This window comes from Gardnerella sp. DNF01151 (assembly GCF_049244235.1).
In the GTDB taxonomy this organism is placed as follows: Bacteria; Actinomycetota; Actinomycetes; order Actinomycetales; family Bifidobacteriaceae; genus Bifidobacterium; species Bifidobacterium swidsinskii.
In genome coordinates this window covers 943,638-962,028 of the sequence record NZ_CP058389.1, presented here as the reverse complement: position 1 = coordinate 962,028, position 18,391 = coordinate 943,638, and the positions used below count along the sequence as shown (strand labels likewise).

The window sequence follows — 18,391 nt, the reverse complement described above, 5'->3', positions numbered from 1 at the left end:
TGTTCAGTAAGGGATTAAAAGAAAACCAACTGAAAGCCTTTAAGCGGGAACATAAGAAATAAAACGACCATACAAGAGTAGAGATACTCTGTGTGGCCGTTTTCTTATACTCAGATACCGAAATAGTATTTGAGATTTTTAGAACAAACCTTGTATTTGAGCTTGTATTAACACTGCAGTAACGCTGGCACCTGTATTAATTAAAAAGTCTTTTAGTCCAACCAATGCTGATTTTAAAATATGCGGTTTCTTCTCTTCTTCAATTTTTAATTTGATGTCAGCTAATAATTCTGTTGCGGTTTCTATATCCTCTTTTGATAAATCAGATTCACTAATACTTTTTTCAACGGCATCAACTACATCCTTAACTTTATCATAGGAAAATGTAACTGTATTCTCACTTCCAGACACTATCTGTACATTATCGGATGGCGAATTGATCACACTTGTATTCCCGTAATAATTATTCACGGTTTGCGGCATGTTCACTGCGGATTCTTTTTCAGTCTCAGAGAAAACCATATTTTCCCCTACAATACCTTCCGATTCTAATTTCAATGTCCATTCTAAAATAGTATTTTTGACTTTTTCTTCAATGTCTTTAACTGCAGTTGTAGGTACATGTAATGCATAATCCATTGGAAGTAGCGAATCAGCCATTTTATCAAACAATGCAAGTTGTTCGCCTGAAAAATCTAAAGTTAATACATTTCCTGAGGACTGACATAAAGAAATGATTTCAGAAATTGAATTTACTAACTTTCTTTCACAAATCTTTTTTTCGTATTCATTATCCTGTATTGAGGTTGGAATCCAACCGCGATAAGGATTGAAAGTTTTTAAACTTCCACGAACCTTTCTATACTCAGGGCAAGATTCTGGGTCAGGATAACCATTTAATTCGTGTTGAATCCATTGATCAAAATCAGCAAGCTTTAATTTTGATGCAATCAAATGTGCTTTGCGTAATATATTAACAACATCGCAATTTGATGACACAATTTCATTCTGTAATTCTAAAACAATACTTCCCATGTTATTCACCATCCTTCTTTCTACCATATAGGGCACTATTCTCAGCAAACATCATAGTTCTTCACATAGAAGCAATAAGGAAAAGGAATAATCTAACTTTCTGAAGTTGTTTCAGAATGCTCCTCAAAATTTTCTACCTGCTCCATCACCTTTGTGAACACTTCAGGACTATACTGTGGCGGATAGCCGTTCTTAACCAAACAAATCTTTATCTTCAATTTTAACTGATTACGCACATTCTGATTGTTGAGCCAGTCCACAAATGAAGACTCGGTATCTATTATTTCCTTAACTTTTTTAGCAAGTGTCTTGCATTTATCGTTTATCACAACACCGTTAACTTCTTTGTCAATGCCATATTCAAACTTATACTGGTCACGAAGAGCAATCAAAATATCATAGAATGCCTTTTCTTCAAAGGTTAATCCTATTTTACGGAAACTCTCACGATTTTCGTTCATCTGACGAAGTATCACTAAAGCTTGTTCAGTTGCAGCCTTAATAATATCTTCTGAGGCAGCTTCCTGTGTTGCCCCGGCTTCTTCAGCAGTAAGGTGCTTACGTCTTTCATGGTACTCATCAATAGTCTTTTCAATCATTTCTTGGAAAGATTTCGCTGCTAATTGGTTAACCCTGCCATATTCCTTTATTTGCTTACGGAGCATTTTGATAAGTAATTCTAACTTTGTAGCAGGCATTTCTACATCTGATAATTTTTCAAAGTATTCAGGAGAGAAGATATCTTCTTCCTCGCCACTTTCAAGAACACTTTCTACCTTATTGTATTTTAATGCCTCTTCAACCATCTTTGATACCACAAGATTCATAGTTTCAGCATCAACATCGCTGGTTCCACTCATTTTACGAACGAAGCCTGCTATAGCCATAAAGCACTGTGCAAGCGCAGATTCTTCTTCGCCCAGATTTCCAGAAGGTTGGCAAATATCAAAAGCACTTCTCATTCTCTTAACAGACTTTAAGAAATATGTCTTAAATGAGACCTGATTAGTTTTTCCGTTTCCTTCTGTCTGCAAGACCTGTGCTGATGTAAAGACATACTCAGCCGCTTTGGAAAGTAATTTATATCTTTCAACAGGGTCACATTTCGTATTAAGGAATGGAGCTAAGTCATAATCTGTAAACAGTGCTTTAAGTATTTCAATCTCCTCCCTGAATGCAGAGGTAGCCTGCTCAACGTCATCCGATGTGGGAGCAACTGATGTATCACCACCGTAAACCTTCATGGCCTCACGCATATTATCGCGAATGCCAATATAGTCGATAACCATACCATATTCTTTGCCGGGATATTTTCTGTTTACACGACTGATAGTTTGAATCAGCAAGTGCTTCTTCAAAGGCTTATCGTTATATAAATATGTAAGTGACGGAACATCAAATCCCGTAATCCACATATCAACTACGATAACAATATGGAAATTAGACTTTTCCTGTTTAAAGGCTGCATCCAGTTCTTCGCAACGTTTATCATTTTTAACTCCACCAAGATAGTTATACATCTCAGCTTCATCATTACTTCCAACACTCGATACCATAGCCATAAATGGCATAGGCTTTAATTCTTTAAGTTCTTCATCTGTTGCAGTAACTCCGTCAGGAGTTTTCTTTTCTTCAAACCATTCCGGATATTTATCCTTGAATTTCAAAAGAAGTGAATATGCAATTTTTCTGCTAGAGCAGACAATCATTGCTTTCTGAATTCTATCTGGGTCACTATCACAAGATGAAATATAATGGTCATGAATATCTATAGCAAGCCTCTCCAAGCGAGAAGGCTCGCCAAGGATAACTTCCATAGAACTCATTGCACGTTTACTGGCTTCAATATCATCATACGTTGCACCATCATCGGCACACTTTTTATAGTAATTTTCAATTTCTTTAGCTTTGGTCTTATCAAGTAACACCTTGGCAATACGAGGATGATACTTAATAGAAACAGTTAGTCCATCTGCGACCGCCTGATCCATAGTGTATCTATCAATTTCCTGACCAAAGGTCTGATATGTTTCGGCAATAGGAGTTCCTGTGAAACCTACAAACGTAGCATGTTGAGGCGGTAAGTTTGCTAGTCAAGGAGTAAAACGACGAAGATTAGCATTTACTTCCGCCCATGCGATAGCTGTCCGTGATTGACAAGTGCTAGCACGCAGACAGAACGGAGATAGCGAACCGCTGAGTGTGTCGCTCTGCTCGTAAAAGCTTAGAAACCTTTGAACGAAAGGGATAATGAAAGCCTTGATTGCAAGGCTTTTTGCTTTATGGTGGGTAAGTATCAGAGTGAGAAAATTTTTGGAATGAGTAGAAGTGATAGCTAGAAATTATCAGTTTCTATTTCCATTTACCCTGTGGGTACGTGTTTGTTTCCATTGACAAGGAGTTTGTGGGAATAGAAATGTACCCACCTTGTTTGAATCAAGTGAAGTGTAGTTGAAGGAAATCTGTTGAAAGCAATACTTCATTTTACCGAATAAGTAATAATTTAGGCAACTTCAAATCGATTAAAAAAAAAACTATTTTAAAGGTTAAGAGTAGACAAAAATTGTCCACTCTTTTTTGCAAACTCAATTTATCAATAAATGAAATGAGGGAATGTAAAATGAAATATTTTGAGGTTGAGTTAGAAAATCCTGATGAATTTTTAAAACTACAAACAGAAGATTTTGTGAAAGCTAATCGCTTGCTACTAAGGAAGATAATCCAGAGCGTTACAGTCTATGAAGAAAACTTCGTCATATCCTTTAAATCTGGCATCGAATTGGAAGTATGAGTCTCATTCCATAACTTTTATATTGAACATATCATCTTGTTGTGTTATACTATAAATTGATATAAACAAAGATGTAGGAGGAACCGAAACTATGACAGCCTCAATGCGTTTAAGATAAGCTGGCAATAAAAAAAGCAGAATCTATACCCGATGATAGGCTTTTTTGTTGTGCTTATTTATACGATATTGAGCATTCATTAGTTACGGTGAGGATATTGGTTATTTAACTATACCTTTATTTAACTATGTCTTTAATATGAATGTTTCCAAATTGTATGTATGCAGACCAAAAGCCACATTGTGGGGTTTGGCCTGCATTTTTTATTGCCTAGAATGCTATTCAAAATAGAAATTCAAGCAAAATAATATGCAGGAGATAATATAAATGGAAAAATACAACAATTGGAAACGAAAATTTTATGCAATATGGGCAGGGCAAGCAGTATCATTAATCACTAGTGCCATCCTGCAAATGGCGATTATTTTTTACCTTACAGAAAAAACAGGATCTGCGATGGTCTTGTCTATGGCTTCATTAGTAGGTTTTTTACCCTATGCGATTTTGGGACCTGCCATTGGTGTGCTAGTGGATCGTCATGATAGGAAGAAGATAATGATTGGTGCCGATTTAATTATCGCAGCAGCTGGTGCAGTGCTTGCTATTGTTGCATTCTGTATGGAGCTACCTGTCTGGATGATTATGATAGTATTGTTTATCCGTAGCATTGGAACAGCTTTTCATACCCCAGCACTCAATGCGGTTACACCACTTTTAGTACCAGAAGAACAGCTAACGAAATGCGCAGGCTATAGTCAGTCTTTGCAGTCTATAAGCTATATTGTTAGTCCGGCAGTTGCAGCACTCTTATACTCCGTTTGGGATTTAAATGCTATTATTGCCATCGACGTATTGGGTGCTGTGATTGCATCTATTACGGTAGCAATTGTACGTATACCTAAGCTGGGTAATCAAGTGCAAAGTTTAGAACCAAATTTCATAAGGGAGATGAAAGAAGGAGTTGTGGTTCTGAGACAAAACAAAGGATTGTTTGCCTTATTACTCTTAGGAACACTATATACTTTTGTTTATATGCCAATCAATGCACTATTTCCTTTAATAAGCATGGAACACTTTAATGGAACGCCTGTGCATATTTCTATTACGGAAATTTCCTTTGCATTTGGGATGCTAGCAGGAGGCTTATTATTAGGAAGATTAGGGGGCTTCGAAAAGCATGTATTACTAATAACAAGTTCATTTTTTATAATGGGGACCAGTTTAGCCGTTTCGGGAATACTTCCTCCAAATGGATTTGTAATATTCGTAGTTTGCTGTGCAATAATGGGGCTTTCGGTGCCATTTTATAGCGGTGTGCAAACAGCTCTTTTTCAGGAGAAAATTAAGCCTGAATATTTAGGACGTGTATTTTCTTTGATCGGAAGTATCATGTCACTTGCTATGCCAATTGGGTTAATTCTTTCTGGATTCTTTGCTGATAAAATCGGTGTAAATCATTGGTTTTTACTATCAGGTATTTTAATTATTGGCATTGCTATAGTTTGCCAAATGATAACTGAGGTTAGAAAATTAGATTTAAAATAAACAATATTGGAGGAATATTTATGTATCTTATTTTCATGTAACTCTTCCTGCTAAAATCGCAGGGTTTTCCCTGCATACAAGCAAATGAAAGCATGCGATTATAGACAGGAGGAAATGTTATGGAATTAATATTAAAAGCAAAAGACATTCGTGTGGAATTCAAAGGACGCGATGTTTTAGATATAAATGAATTAGAAGTATATGATTATGACCGTATTGGTTTAGTAGGAGCAAATGGTGCTGGAAAAAGCACTTTACTCAGGGTACTTTTAGGAGAATTAACTCCCCCAGGATGTAAAATGAATCGTCTGGGTGAACTTGCCTATATTCCCCAGTTGGACGAAGTAACTCTGCAGGAGGAAAAAGATTTTGCACTTGTAGGCAAGCTAGGTGTTGAGCAATTAAATATACAGACTATGAGCGGTGGTGAAGAAACAAGGCTTAAAATAGCACAGGCCTTATCGGCACAGGTTCATGGTATTTTAGCGGATGAACCTACGAGCCATTTAGACCGTGAAGGAATTGATTTTCTAATAGGACAGCTAAAATATTTTACAGGTGCACTGTTAGTTATTAGCCATGACCGCTATTTTCTTGATGAAATAGTAGATAAAATATGGGAACTGAAAGATGGCAAAATCACTGAGTATTGGGGAAACTATTCTGATTATCTTCGTCAGAAAGAGGAAGAACGTAAGAGCCAAGCTGCAGAATACGAACAATTTATTGCGGAACGTGCCCGATTGGAAAGGGCTGCGGAGGAAAAGCGAAAACAGGCTCGTAAAATAGAACAGAAGGCAAAAGGTTCTTCAAAGAAAAAAAGTACTGAAGACGGAGGGCGTTTAGCTCATCAAAAATCAATAGGAAGTAAGGAAAAAAAGATGTATAATGCTGCTAAAACCCTAGAGCACAGGATTGCGGCCTTAGGAAAAGTAGAAGCTCCGGAAGGCATTCGCAGAATTCGTTTCAGGCAAAGTAAAGCATTGGAGCTCCATAATCCATACCCTATAGTCGGTGCAGAAATTAATAAAGTATTTGGGGATAAGGCTCTGTTTGAAAATGCATCTTTTCAAATTCCGTTAGGAGCAAAAGTGGCGTTAACTGGTGGTAATGGAATCGGAAAAACAACTTTAATCCAAATGATCTTAAACCATGAAGAAGGAATTTCTATTTCGCCTAAGGCAAAAATAGGTTACTTTGCACAGAATGGTTACAAGTACAACAGTAATCAGAATGTTATGGAGTTTATGCAGAAGGATTGTGACTACAATATATCAGAAATTCGTTCAGTGCTAGCATCTATGGGGTTCAAACAGAACGATATTGGAAAAAGTTTATCTGTTTTAAGCGGTGGAGAAATTATAAAATTGTTGCTTGCTAAAATGCTCATGGGTAGATATAACATCCTAATAATGGATGAACCCAGTAACTTCCTTGACATACCAAGTTTAGAGGCTTTGGAAATACTAATGAAGGAGTACACCGGAACTATCGTGTTTATCACCCACGATAAACGATTACTCGAAAATGTAGCAGATGTAGTTTATGAAATTAGAGATAAGAAAATAAATCTGAAACATTAAATTTAAGGTAGTCGCTGGTCAGTATAGTCTGTTCTGGTTGGCGACTCCATTGTTAAAGAGTATAAAGACTTTAGATTTTATGAATATTAAAAATAGGAACAGTCAATTGAACTGCTCCTATTTTTCTGCTAAATATATTGTAGTTTTCTTATATGTATAATGATAGATTAGCGGATTCTCATCTACGGTACTTACTTCAAATATGAAGAAGTGATCGCGGTTACCTGCATATTTGTTTTCTAACGCTTTTAGTGCGAGTAGGTTATCTCCATGTATGAGCATGTTTTCTGTATTAGGATCATTTTTGCAGTTTGATTTTTCTTTATCCTCAACTAGAATCCTAGGCTCTATTTTGATTTCTTTATCCTTACCAAGCCACGTAAGTTCCAGTTTTTGATTATTAGCCATTACTTTTCATCCTCCGCTATAAATTCCAAAATATCGTTGGGCGTGCAGTGTAAAGCTGTGCAGATACCTTCCACTTTTTCCAGTGATATATATTGCCCAGTGCGTAGTTTCGTAATAATGTTGGCGGAAATATTGCTCATTCTCATTAAGTCCTGATTGGAAATATCTTCTTCAATCATGCGATGTAATAGTTTTTTATAACTAACAGCCATAATTCCCTCCTTATTTTAATAGTTAAATATTATCACGATTCTGTGAGTATATCAACGATATAAAGAGCTAGCCACTCCGGAATATAGCAGATTAAAAAAGTCTCCTTTGCTATTCATTCAAGGCAAATGCCTAATGAATGCTTAGGAGATTTTTATTGTCAAAAATTTTTTCTAAAACCGTCAGATTACACCCTCTTTCATGGCTACCAAGTAGAAGACCAAAAAAACTTTTTAAGACAGGTTAAAAAGTCGGCTTTTTCTTTTGCCTGTGATGTAGAAGGGATAAGCCTTCTAGAAAAGGAGGATCAAATATGGATCTAGAGAAACTGCCAAAAGCACTAAAGAACAAGAATATCTTTTGTTCATGGAAGTACGAGCAGCAAGAAAACGGTAGGCTCACTAAGCCGCCTTATAACCCCATAACGGGAAAGAAAGCAGCTACAGACAACTTAAGCGATTTCACCTCGCTTGATGATGCCATGAAAGTAAAAGACCAATACGACGGAATTGGTATAAAGCTTGTTGATAACCTCTTAGGCATCGATTTAGACCACTGCATCGATAATGGCATCATTAAAGACTGGGCAAAAGAGATTATTGCCCATTTCAAGCACGCTTATATCGAATACAGCCCAAGTAAGCATGGCTTTCATATCTTGCTTCTGTTTAACGGCGCATACGATAAAAAGTCTTATTACATCAAGCATGGGGATATTGAGGTTTACAGCGCTCTAGCTACGAATCGCTATCTAACAGTTACGGGCGACGTGTATCAGGAAGGCGAGCTTTTAGAAGACGATGAAGCCATCATGTGGCTTTTAGACACGTACATGAAGCGAAACATAAACACTCATGAAAAAGAAAATAACGCGTGTACAAGGTCATATTTAAGCGATACATCTGTTATTGAAAAAGCTGGCAACGCCATAAATGGAGCTAAATTTACAGCACTTTGGCATGGTGACATTTCGGCTTACCCTTCTCATAGCGAAGCAGATGCCGCGCTTGTGTCTATTCTTGCCTTTTACTGTGGCGGTAACAAGGAGCAAATAGACCGACTTTTTCGTAAGTCTGCTTTATTCCGTCCTAAGTGGGATGAACACCGTGGCGCGGATACTTATGGCAACACAACCATTCAGAAAGCTGTTTCTAAATGTCATACCTTCTATGAGCCTTTCCATAATGCAAGTGCTGAGGAAGACTTTGATGATCTCTTATCTAAATTACAGGAACTAAAGCCTGATGAAAATATACGATATCGCAACGGTGATTTAGGTAATGGCAGATTGTTTGCTGATATTTTCCAAAACATTCTGCACTATGTACCGGAGCGCAAAATGTGGTTCATCTTCGATGGTGTACGTTGGACTTGCGATATTGGAACGCTTAAAACGATGGAACTATGCAAGGATTTAGCTCTTTCTCTTATACGTTATGCTGGTGTCATTAAAGACGAGAGAACCCGTTCCATGCTTGTTGAGTATTGGAACAAATGGAGCAGCCGTCGTAACCGTGAGATTTATATCAAGGAAGCTCAAAGCGTTTACCCCATTTCGATGGAAGCGTTCGATAAGAACATTTATCTATTTAACTGCCAAAACGGAACTTTAGACCTTCAGCACGGTGTATTTCGCAAGCACTTAGCAACAGATCTTATTACCAAAGTATCACCTGTGTTTTATGACCCGAAGGCAAGAAGTGAACGTTTTCGCCAGTTTGTCGATGAAATTATGAGCGGAGATTGTGAGAAAGCCTTGTATCTTCAAAAGTCATTAGGCTATGCGTTAAGCGGTGATACACGCTATGAGTGCATGTTCTTTCTTTTTGGAGAAAGCACAAGAAACGGTAAAGGCACACTCATGGAAAGCGTTCTGTCTGTGATGGGCGATTACGGAAAAGCGGTACGCGCGGAAACCATTGCTCTAAAGAAGAACCCTAATAGCTCACAGCCGACCGAGGATGTAGCACGCCTTGCCGGTGTTCGCTTTGCCAATATATCTGAGCCGAGCCGAGGACTATTCCTTAATTCAGCCCAAGTTAAATACATGACGGGAAGTGATACCTTAAACGCTCGATTCCTGCATGAGAACAGTTTTGACTTTAAACCACAGTTCAAACTGTACGTGAACACCAATTATCTGCCCGTCATCAGCGATATGACAGTGTTTAGTAGCGACCGCATGCAGATTATTCCCTTTAACAGGCATTTTGAAGCGTGGGAACAGGATAAAACCTTAAAGGCGGAGTTTTCTAAAAAAGAGGTGCAAAGTGCCATTTTAAACTGGCTTCTTGAAGGCTTTACCCACCTCCGAGATGAAGGCTTTAAGCCGCCTAATAGCGTTCTTGATGCCATTTTTAGTTATGCCCACGACAGTGACAAGATGGCACAGTTTGCTGAAGATGTACTCGTTAAAGACCAGAGCTCTGAGATTCGAACGGCAGTTGTATACGACCACTACAAGAAGTGGTGCATTGATAACGGCTGTTTTTCTGAGAACAGCAGAAACTTCAATCAGGAATTAAGAAAATTTGCCGAGGTTGTAAGAAAGCGTCCCAAGACAGGCGGAGAAAAAACCACGCTTCTTAAAGGCTACAGGCTTAAAAGTGAGTTTAGCGATTTTTTAAGTGGCAACTAGTGGCAGTTAATAACCTATATCCCCATATAACCCTATAAGGCAATAACGAAATTTAACTGCCACATCATGCCACGTTTAAGGAGGTGGTGCCTATGATTGCGTAATTCGTATCGCAAACCTGTGTTGAACATGAAGAAGAAATACTATCATGCACAAATCAAAATACTGAAATGATTTCAGCTTTTTGACAACATTGAAGAAAGAAAACCTGCCTAGGTACTGTGCTGTTAGAAATTTATTCGCATACTACTTTCTGAACCTAACCCCCTAGGGGGGGTCAAATCTCTAAAGAGTACCCCTTCGGGAACGGGCGCAGGGTCTTGCGTGCAAAAACAGCGAATTCAAAAGGGTAAATGGGCAAAATCAAGCAAATTACTGCAGTAATTGCAGAAAACAGTAATGAAAGGAACTAACAATTATGATTAACAGAGATATTGAAAAAGAAATGAAACTAGCAAGTCAGGACTACCACAACACGTTTTGGAACGTACTGCGCGACGCAAATGGTAATGCGAACAATATTGCAGGAAAACTGCGCCACATTCATACAGGTGCCTATGATTTGCCGACTTCTTCTCTAGCAAAACTCGAAGCAAAACTTGCAAACAAAAGTAATCTTAGAAAACTGTGTACAGTGGTAAAAGCACACTCGCAATCAAGCAAATTGTTCATCTATGAAGGTACACCGTTCACTAAATGGATGAAAGATTATGATGCGAATATCATTACGCATATGCCTATTAAAGATGGCTTTAAGCGTATTGATGTAACGGATTATACCCTAGTTAACCTTATTCGTTTGGGTACGGATTTTACAGCTGATCTTGACTTTGATATCGAAGAGTTCATCACAAGCGAACTGACAAAGCAATTTACATTGAGTGAGTCGGAAGCTTTTATAAATGGCGATGGGATAACTAAGCCGACAGGAATTTTATCAGATACATCAGGTGCTGAGGTTGCTGTGCAAGCAAAAGAGATTTCCGCAGATACCATCAAACATTTATTCTTCTCGCTAGATAGTAAGTATCGAGAAAATGCCACGTGGCTTATGAATGATGAAACTGCTCTTTATCTTCAAACCTTAAAGGACACTACCGGAGCATACATCCTACCTGATTTTGATGGCAACTTAATGGGCAGACCTGTGGTCATTGACAATGCCATGCCTTCTTCGCAAAAGGGAGCAAAAGTTATCGCCTTTGGTGATTTTTCCAACTATTGGATTATCGAACGCCATAACCCAACCATCAAGGTTCTAAACGAAATATTTTCTCTTATAGACCAGATAGGTTACCTCTCTTTTGAGTATTTGGATGGGAAACTGGTACATCCTGAAGCAATTAAAGTATTGCAACTTTCTTAAACAAGGAGGTCAAAATGCATGGATGAACAAATTAAGGATACACCGGTAAAAACCGAAGTGTTAAGAATCGGAAATACTGAATTTACGGTTAACTCTCTTGAAAGCAAGAGTGCTCAGAAAGGTGTCAAAGACCTAATCAAACACCTTATTTTAAGCAATTTAAACCATGTAATAGAAGCTAAATAACTTGATAAATTCTGAGTTATACGGGAATATATACTGACCGCTTGAAGGCTGTCGGAAAGGAGGAAAAACAGATGAATAAACTAAATAGACAGCCTTCTTATACTCTAGATAATGTAGGCAAGATAACGGCACTTTACTGCCGTTTATCCAAAGACGATGAATTACAAGGTGACAGCAATTCCATTATCAATCAAAAGAGCATGCTGAAAAAGTATGCCGAGGATAATCATTTCAACAATCTTATGTTCTTTGTAGACGATGGCTACTCGGGTACTAATTTCCAGCGACCTGATTGGCTTAAATTAACTGCTCTCATTGACGAAGGAAAGATTGGAACCATTATCGTCAAGGACATGTCACGCTTGGGTAGAGATTATCTGCAAGTTGGTATGTATACAGAGATGGTATTCCCTAACGCTGATATTCGCTTTATTGCAATAAATAACGGCGTAGATAGCAATAATCAGTCAGACAACGACATGACACCTTTCATCAACATCTTCAATGAGTTTTATGCTAAAGACACAAGCAGAAAAATAAAAGCTGTGTTTAAAGCAAAAGGACAAAGTGGGAAGCCGCTCTGCATCAATCCTCCTTACGGATATCTTAAGGATCCTGAAGATAAAAATCATTGGATTGTAGATGAAGAAGCTGCCAGTGTAGTGCGTGAAATCTTTAGACTCTGCGTTAATGGGTATGGGCCTAGCCAGATTGCCAATGAGCTAATCAAAAGGAATATTCCAACACCTTCTGAGCATTTTTTCTCTCTTGGTATTAAAATTCCTTCCGCGAAATCGGAGATTAAGGGAGTCTGGAATCAAAAAACTATCTCTAATATGCTTGAAAAGCAAGAATATCTTGGGCATACGGTCAATTTCAAAACAAGAAAGAAATCGTACAAGTGCAAGAAAACATTATTGAATCCCAAAGAAGACTGGCTAATTTTCAAAAACACACACGAAGCAATTATTGACCAGGAAACTTTTGATATTGTTCAACGTATAAGAGATGGTAGACGAGTGCGTACCAATCTTGGAGAGATGCCGGTGTTATCGGGAATGCTATTTTGTGCGGATTGTGGTAACAAGCTTTATCAGGTTCGAGGAAAAGGTTGGAGCCATGATAAAGAATACTTTGTCTGTGCTACATATCGTAAGCAAAAAGGCAAATGCTCATCACATCAAATTAGAAATATTCAGATCGAAGCAATACTGCTTCACGAGCTACGAATGATTACTTCATTTGCCAAACAGCACGAAGAAGAGTTCGTGGGACTTGTGATGAAGAAAAGCGAGAAAGAACTAACCCAAAAGTTAAAGTCCTCTAATAGGGAACTCGAGCAAGCAAAAGCAAGAATTAGCAAACTTGACACAATTGTTCAGCATCTCTATGAAGACAACTTAGACGGTAAAATTTCTGATGAACGATTTAAGAGCATGTCTGAGTCCTACGACAAGGAACAAGCTGAACTGAAAAGCAAGATTGAATCCCTTGAAGCCTTTATTTCTAAAGCGCAAGAGGAATGTCTCAACGTGGATTCTTTCTTGAAATTAGTACGACAATACACAGATATACAAGAACTTAATGCAGAGATCATTCGAACCTTTGTAGATAAGATTTATGTTGAAAAATCTGAAAAGGTAGCAGGTACAAGAACCAAGAAACAAACCATATGGATACAGTGGAATTACATAGGTGCAGTTGATATTCCACTCCATAAGTAAAATCGGCGTAGCCGGTAGTAATACCGATTACGCCGATAATTTTTTAGGAATTAAATCCCTAAGTGAATGCCCCTAAGTGGGTGCACTTTTTAACGTTATCCATCCTGTGCACTCGACCCTAGAGCGTTGATATGTTTCCTCAAACAGCAAAATCGCACTCAAAAACCGCAAGAACCCAGCTTAAAGCTGCTTCGCATTAAACCTTTTAACGATAGCCCTCGCGAACCCCTGCTACACAAGGGCAAAAATGCACCCACCTATTAAGCCCTAGACATCAATACAACACTCTCGACGTGGATTGAGAGAACGGGTAGTATAGCTACACTTTTTTGAGTGCACACTATGGATAGTGTGTGCACTTTTTAACGATAGGAAAAGCTATCGTTAAAAGGTTTACGTTTGCTTAATAGCTTGAGTTTAGCATAAAAAACAGCCTAGAGATGATCCCCCCCCCCCCCTAGGCTGACTTTTGTAACATTTCAAATGCTCACATTCTTTTGGTTTTTATGATGCTCTTTCAATATTCACACTAATCTCTGATTTAAAAGTTACGCTGAACCTGTCCTCGTAAACTTTTATTTTCTTGATGTACTTTCTTACCAGCTTCTCGTCATACTCACTAATATCGTGACGCTCACTTTTCAGAAAATCTTCCATTTCTCTGATTCGTCTTTTAGCATCTTCTTGACCTGCTTTTTCTATAAGAAGCTGCTGTTTCTTAACCTTAAGCTCATCAATCTCGTTGGCAGTTTTCGTGTAGTCTTTTTTAGCTTTAAGCAAGGTTAATAGTATCGCTTGTTTGTCTGCGATTTTTTTATCAACCGTTTCAATCTCGTTTAAGTTATTGCCCGCGATAATTTCTCTAATATTATTCTTCAACGTATCCAATACTTCATCCGATATACTAAACACCTTGTTTATGGCTTTCACTATGGCAGATTGCAGTTCGTTCTCTTGTACTGTCGGAGCATCGCAAGCACTAGGACCATTTTCCACTCTGGTGCAACAACGCCAGACAACAGAATGCACTCCTCGGTTGTTCCAAGCAATTCTTCTGTAAACATCCCCGCATTTAGCACAAACACATAGGCTGGATAGAGCGTACTTACTGGAATAAACTCTCCTTTTTTTATTCTCCTCACCGCTAAACATGTTGGCTCGTCTTAACATTTCTTCTTGAACTTTAAAGAAAATATCTCTTGGAATAATAGACGCGTGACTATCTTTGACATAATACTGTGGTTCTGTTCCATCATTTTTTATACGAACATGGTTAATAAAATCTGTCGTAATAGTTTTTTGTAAAAGAGCATCACCAATATATTTTTCGTTTTGCAAAATGGTTTTAATATTAGACAAGTGCCATTTTAAATGCCCGGCACCGTTTTTAATGCCGTCTTTTTCAAGGCCCTCCGCTATGTCTCTAAGACTTGCTCCTTCTAAATATTCTCTATAAATTCTTCTTACGACTTTTGCTTCCTGTTCAAGAATTACAAGATTCCCTTCATCGTCTTTTGTGTATCCTAAAAACCAGTTATGGTTGATTTGCACTTTGCCTTCCTGGTAGCGGAACTTAAGTCCAAGCTTCACATTCTGAGAAAGCGACGCGGATTCCTGTTGAGCTAAAGAAGCCATGATAGTAAGCAATAGTTCTCCGCTTGCTTCCATGGTGTTGATGTTTTCTTTTTCAAAAATGATCGGAATGTTTTTGTCTTTCAACTGTCTAACAAATTTTAAACAGTCGATAGTGTTTCTCGCAAAACGGCTAATCGACTTAGTGATAACCATGTCTACTTTGCCACTCATGCAATCGTGGATCATGTCGTTGAAACCGACACGTTTTTTCGTGCTGGTTCCTGAAATACCGTCATCAGCGTAAATACCGGCAAACTCCCAGAGAGGATTTCTCGAAATATAATCCGTATAATGCTGAACTTGCGTGTCATAACTTGTTGCCTGTTCTTCACTGTCAGTACTGACACGACAATACGCTACTACTCTTAACTTCGGCTTATCTTTATGCTTATCTACCGTATTCCCCGCTATTTTTCTTGGTGGAATAATTGTAACGTTGGCATTCATTTTACACCTCCTTGATTTGACTGTACGCGTATACTGCTTGACGATAAGGATCATCGTATTTCTTTTCTACCTTTTCTAACTGGTAGCTTGTAATAAGCCGAATTTCCTTTATTGGCTTAGGCTCTTTATAACGATGATTCCTGATAGCATTCTCATGCCTTATTTGTTGCACTTGTCTAAACATATCCTCATCGATAATCTGAGGATAAAACTCTGTTCCTAAATACAATTTCTTGCTAAGAATTTTGCCCGTGACTGGCCAAGCCCTTTTTATACCTGATTTTTTAGCAGCTTGAGAAATATTTTTAAATTCAAGATAGAAACGAAAAAACTCTCTTACTTCTTGAGCTTTTACTTCATCTATAACCGCTTTACCGTCTACTATTCTGTAACCATATGGGATGCGTGCCATGTTTCTTTCACCTCTTCTTCTAATTCCAATCCGCATTTCAAAATAAAAAGAAATCTTGTTCTGCTTTTAACTACGACATCGTCTACAAAATCCAGAAAATCCTCATCCTTAAACTCGCTAAATACTTCTGTGACGCTTACGAACCGTTGAAGTTTTTGTGCCTCGTTTAAGTGCGTTAAGTTACCGTTTAAACTGTTGGAAAGCTTAAGTTTTTCCTTAAGACAAGTATCTATTTCCGTTTTAAGCTGATTGCTTTCTAGATAGTAGGAATCCATCTCAATGTATCCACCGGCTAAAAGCTTACTGAGTACTTGCTCTTGTTCTTGCAGCTTAAGCTTTTTTTCTTCGAGTTCGATAACTTTGTTCAAACCGTCTTTATTATTCACACCTCTCAAACTTTCTACGAGAGGAGTCAACATTTGAACGTATCCTGCTTTTAACTTGTTTAACATTTGCAGGAAGGAAATTTTAAGATAACTTTCCATAACAGACTTTTGTGAACAAGCATGAATATCTTCAAGATGCGTTATACAAACCCATATGCCATACGCCTTATTATGTTGATAAATTATTCGTCTTTTACACTTGCTTCCACACTCACCACAACGAATTTTACCTGAAAACGCATAAAGCTTATTGTACTTACCACTACCACATACTATGTTATTTTCACTTCTTCTCCACGCGATAATCTCTTTTACAAGATTAAAAGTTTCATGACTGATGATAGCCTCGTGATGGTTTTCAATAACATACTGTTTTTTCTCGCCACAGTTTTTATGGCGGTTAAAACTATCATCCGTGTATGTTTTCTGAAATATGACATCACCTGTGTATGTTTTATTAGTCAAAATAGCATTCACGGTACTTGAAGTCCAACTTCCGCCCTTTTTAGTTGGAATCTTTTTATCGGTCAATACTCGTGCTATTGCTTCTCCACCCATGCCGGAAAGAGCCATGTTGAAAATTTCTTTTACTACCCTGGCTTGCTCGGGAACTATAATCATTTTCTTATTCTCGTTTTTATACCCATACGCAGGGCAGGAAATGACGAAGCTTCCATTTTCGAACCTTTTTTGAATTGACCACATGCTGTTTTCCGAGATGGATCTTGACTCGCTTTGCGCAATAGAACTCAGAATAGAAAGCATAAGCTCCGAACTCATATGCTCGGTATCAATGTTTTCTTTCTCAAAATACAAATAAATACCAAGACCGGTAAGTTTTCTAACTATTTCAAGACAGTCAACCGTGTTTCTTGCAAGCCTACTAATAGACTTTGTAATAATCCTGTCTATCTGACCGCTCTGACAGTCTTTAAGCAGTTGTTTAAGACTTTCACGCTTACCGATTTTCGTGCCGCTAATACCCTCGTCAAAGTAAAGCCCCGCATACTCCCAGCAGGGATTAGACTTAATATAGTTTTCGTAATGCTCCTTTTGCACTTCTAGACTGAGAAGCTGCTCATCACTATCACTAGAAACTCTCGCATACGCTGCAACCCGCGTCTTTTTCTCAAAACCAGTTTTTCGCATTGTAGAGTCTATTTTTATTATTTCTTTCACTATTCCCCCTCACTTTCAGCTAATACTATTCATCACTCTAAAAGCAGTGTTTATCAAGCTTTTAGCCCAATAATTCCTTGTAAAACGGGTGAAATTTTTCCCTGTTAAGACGGCTTATTTTTTCTTTTTCTTGCTCGCTGATAAGCCCTTTTTCAAAGAGTGAAGCGGTAAGTTTTTCGGCTATTTCAAAACGAAAATCCGCCTGCATACTCTCTTTTGTCCAATCTCTAGCTTTAACATCCTTTAGCCCGTGAACATCATTACTTATTTGCATGATGCTCACCTCCAAAACGATGTTCTATATAGCAGGCGTGGCAGCAGTATTTTCTGGTTTTATTACCGTAAGAGATAAAAGAATTTTTGCAGTTAAGACAAGCACACTCATAGTTTGCCTGTCTTTTTACCAACTGTGTATGCTTACTCCACCACGTGTTTCTACACGCGTCAGAGCAGAAACGTTTAACTTTACGACCAGCATTCTGTTTAACAGGCTTAGCGCATAAATCACATAATTGAACGCTATTGCCAACATTTACGCCGCCAAGATTGTTGCGCTTACAGTAGCTTTTAACCGTATCAACTGAAAGATTTAACTGTTTAGCTATTTTCGTATAACCCAAGCCTTCACTACGAAGTTTCATTACTTGCTGTTTTTCTTCCACATTCATTTGCCTGTGCCTCCTTACATCACAGGCAAAGAAAAAAACAGTGTTTTTTAACCTCTTGGCTTGACAATTTAACCTTAAAAATAAAAAAAGCCCGAGGATTGCTCCAATGTAGGAACAAGC

General features: G+C 38.0%; 16 protein-coding genes. 7 read left to right on the top strand and 9 right to left on the bottom strand.

The window, feature by feature from the left end; translation table 11 throughout:
* Positions 1-138 precede the first annotated feature (138 nt).
* Positions 139-1,035 carry a hypothetical protein gene (locus HXT37_RS04090; RefSeq protein ID WP_004122116.1) on the bottom strand — a complete coding sequence of 299 codons (897 nt, stop codon included), beginning with the start codon at positions 1,033-1,035 and terminating at the stop codon, positions 139-141.
* 92 nt (positions 1,036-1,127) lie between these two features.
* Positions 1,128-3,074, bottom strand: a complete 1,947-nt coding sequence (locus tag HXT37_RS04085) for a type I restriction enzyme endonuclease domain-containing protein (RefSeq protein WP_225791482.1) — start codon at positions 3,072-3,074, stop codon at positions 1,128-1,130.
* A gap of 581 nt (positions 3,075-3,655) precedes the next feature.
* Between HXT37_RS04085 and HXT37_RS04080 the strand changes: the two genes are divergently transcribed.
* From HXT37_RS04080 to msr(D), 3 genes are all read left to right on the top strand, one after another.
* A complete protein-coding gene (locus tag HXT37_RS04080; RefSeq protein WP_000873143.1) occupies positions 3,656-3,826 on the top strand; it encodes a hypothetical protein in 171 nt (56 codons plus the stop codon).
* Between the two features lie 385 nt (positions 3,827-4,211).
* Positions 4,212-5,429, top strand: a complete 1,218-nt coding sequence (mef(A), locus tag HXT37_RS04075; protein ID WP_000417519.1) for a macrolide efflux MFS transporter Mef(A) — start codon at positions 4,212-4,214, stop codon at positions 5,427-5,429.
* A gap of 119 nt (positions 5,430-5,548) precedes the next feature.
* On the top strand, positions 5,549-7,012 hold the full coding sequence (gene msr(D) / locus HXT37_RS04070) for an ABC-F type ribosomal protection protein Msr(D) (RefSeq protein ID WP_000420313.1): 1,464 nt from the start codon (positions 5,549-5,551) through the stop codon (positions 7,010-7,012).
* Between the two features lie 117 nt (positions 7,013-7,129).
* Here msr(D) and HXT37_RS04065 read toward each other — a convergent pair whose 3' ends face one another.
* Together HXT37_RS04065 and HXT37_RS04060 are read right to left on the bottom strand one after the other, a co-directional pair.
* On the bottom strand, positions 7,130-7,420 hold the full coding sequence (locus HXT37_RS04065; protein WP_004121959.1) for a DUF5960 family protein: 291 nt from the start codon (positions 7,418-7,420) through the stop codon (positions 7,130-7,132).
* Positions 7,420-7,632 (bottom strand): helix-turn-helix domain-containing protein, encoded by a 213-nt coding sequence (locus HXT37_RS04060; protein ID WP_004121956.1) that lies wholly within the window; start codon positions 7,630-7,632, stop codon positions 7,420-7,422. Before HXT37_RS04060 ends, HXT37_RS04065 begins: the two co-directional genes overlap by 1 nt.
* 311 nt (positions 7,633-7,943) lie before the next feature.
* On the opposite strand from HXT37_RS04060, the gene HXT37_RS04055 reads away from it, so the two are divergent.
* From HXT37_RS04055 to HXT37_RS04040, 4 genes are all read left to right on the top strand, one after another.
* Positions 7,944-10,268: a phage/plasmid primase, P4 family gene (locus tag HXT37_RS04055; RefSeq protein WP_004121944.1), complete on the top strand. Its 2,325-nt coding sequence runs from the start codon at positions 7,944-7,946 to the stop codon at positions 10,266-10,268.
* A gap of 418 nt (positions 10,269-10,686) precedes the next feature.
* Positions 10,687-11,634 (top strand): phage major capsid protein, encoded by a 948-nt coding sequence (locus HXT37_RS04050; protein ID WP_004121942.1) that lies wholly within the window; start codon positions 10,687-10,689, stop codon positions 11,632-11,634.
* A gap of 18 nt (positions 11,635-11,652) precedes the next feature.
* Complete coding sequence (locus HXT37_RS04045; protein ID WP_004121940.1) at positions 11,653-11,820, top strand: hypothetical protein; 168 nt, start codon at positions 11,653-11,655, stop codon at positions 11,818-11,820.
* A 71-nt stretch (positions 11,821-11,891) separates the two neighbouring features.
* Positions 11,892-13,544, top strand: a complete 1,653-nt coding sequence (locus HXT37_RS04040; RefSeq protein WP_050567752.1) for a recombinase family protein — start codon at positions 11,892-11,894, stop codon at positions 13,542-13,544.
* 504 nt (positions 13,545-14,048) lie between these two features.
* Here the strand turns inward: HXT37_RS04040 and HXT37_RS04035 are convergent.
* From HXT37_RS04035 to HXT37_RS04015, 5 genes are all read right to left on the bottom strand, one after another.
* On the bottom strand, positions 14,049-15,626 hold the full coding sequence (locus HXT37_RS04035) for a recombinase family protein (RefSeq protein ID WP_421779306.1): 1,578 nt from the start codon (positions 15,624-15,626) through the stop codon (positions 14,049-14,051).
* Position 15,627: 1 nt separating this feature from the next.
* Positions 15,628-16,038: a hypothetical protein gene (locus tag HXT37_RS04030; protein WP_020760681.1), complete on the bottom strand. Its 411-nt coding sequence runs from the start codon at positions 16,036-16,038 to the stop codon at positions 15,628-15,630.
* A complete protein-coding gene (locus HXT37_RS04025; protein WP_421779305.1) occupies positions 16,008-17,603 on the bottom strand; it encodes a recombinase family protein in 1,596 nt (531 codons plus the stop codon). Before HXT37_RS04025 ends, HXT37_RS04030 begins: the two co-directional genes overlap by 31 nt.
* A 61-nt stretch (positions 17,604-17,664) precedes the next feature.
* Complete coding sequence (locus HXT37_RS04020) at positions 17,665-17,877, bottom strand: SHOCT domain-containing protein (protein WP_421779304.1); 213 nt, start codon at positions 17,875-17,877, stop codon at positions 17,665-17,667.
* Positions 17,864-18,271 (bottom strand): LuxR C-terminal-related transcriptional regulator, encoded by a 408-nt coding sequence (locus HXT37_RS04015; protein ID WP_020758809.1) that lies wholly within the window; start codon positions 18,269-18,271, stop codon positions 17,864-17,866. Before HXT37_RS04015 ends, HXT37_RS04020 begins: the two co-directional genes overlap by 14 nt.
* Between the last annotated feature and the right edge of the window lie 120 nt (positions 18,272-18,391).

What these genes read in the sequence shown, in the direction of transcription:
- HXT37_RS04045 (WP_004121940.1), top strand. Translation starts at nt 11,653, where the DNA reads ATGGATGAACAAATTAAGGATACACCGGTAAAAACCGAAGTGTTAAGA.
- HXT37_RS04055 (WP_004121944.1), top strand. Translation starts at nt 7,944, where the DNA reads ATGGATCTAGAGAAACTGCCAAAAGCACTAAAGAACAAGAATATCTTT.
- HXT37_RS04020 (WP_421779304.1), bottom strand. Translation starts at nt 17,877, where the DNA reads ATGCAAATAAGTAATGATGTTCACGGGCTAAAGGATGTTAAAGCTAGA.
- HXT37_RS04050 (WP_004121942.1), top strand. Translation starts at nt 10,687, where the DNA reads ATGATTAACAGAGATATTGAAAAAGAAATGAAACTAGCAAGTCAGGAC.
- HXT37_RS04035 (WP_421779306.1), bottom strand. Translation starts at nt 15,626, where the DNA reads ATGAATGCCAACGTTACAATTATTCCACCAAGAAAAATAGCGGGGAAT.
- HXT37_RS04030 (WP_020760681.1), bottom strand. Translation starts at nt 16,038, where the DNA reads ATGGCACGCATCCCATATGGTTACAGAATAGTAGACGGTAAAGCGGTT.
- HXT37_RS04040 (WP_050567752.1), top strand. Translation starts at nt 11,892, where the DNA reads ATGAATAAACTAAATAGACAGCCTTCTTATACTCTAGATAATGTAGGC.
- HXT37_RS04090 (WP_004122116.1), bottom strand. Translation starts at nt 1,035, where the DNA reads ATGGGAAGTATTGTTTTAGAATTACAGAATGAAATTGTGTCATCAAAT.
- HXT37_RS04060 (WP_004121956.1), bottom strand. Translation starts at nt 7,632, where the DNA reads ATGGCTGTTAGTTATAAAAAACTATTACATCGCATGATTGAAGAAGAT.
- HXT37_RS04080 (WP_000873143.1), top strand. Translation starts at nt 3,656, where the DNA reads ATGAAATATTTTGAGGTTGAGTTAGAAAATCCTGATGAATTTTTAAAA.
- HXT37_RS04015 (WP_020758809.1), bottom strand. Translation starts at nt 18,271, where the DNA reads ATGAATGTGGAAGAAAAACAGCAAGTAATGAAACTTCGTAGTGAAGGC.
- HXT37_RS04065 (WP_004121959.1), bottom strand. Translation starts at nt 7,420, where the DNA reads ATGGCTAATAATCAAAAACTGGAACTTACGTGGCTTGGTAAGGATAAA.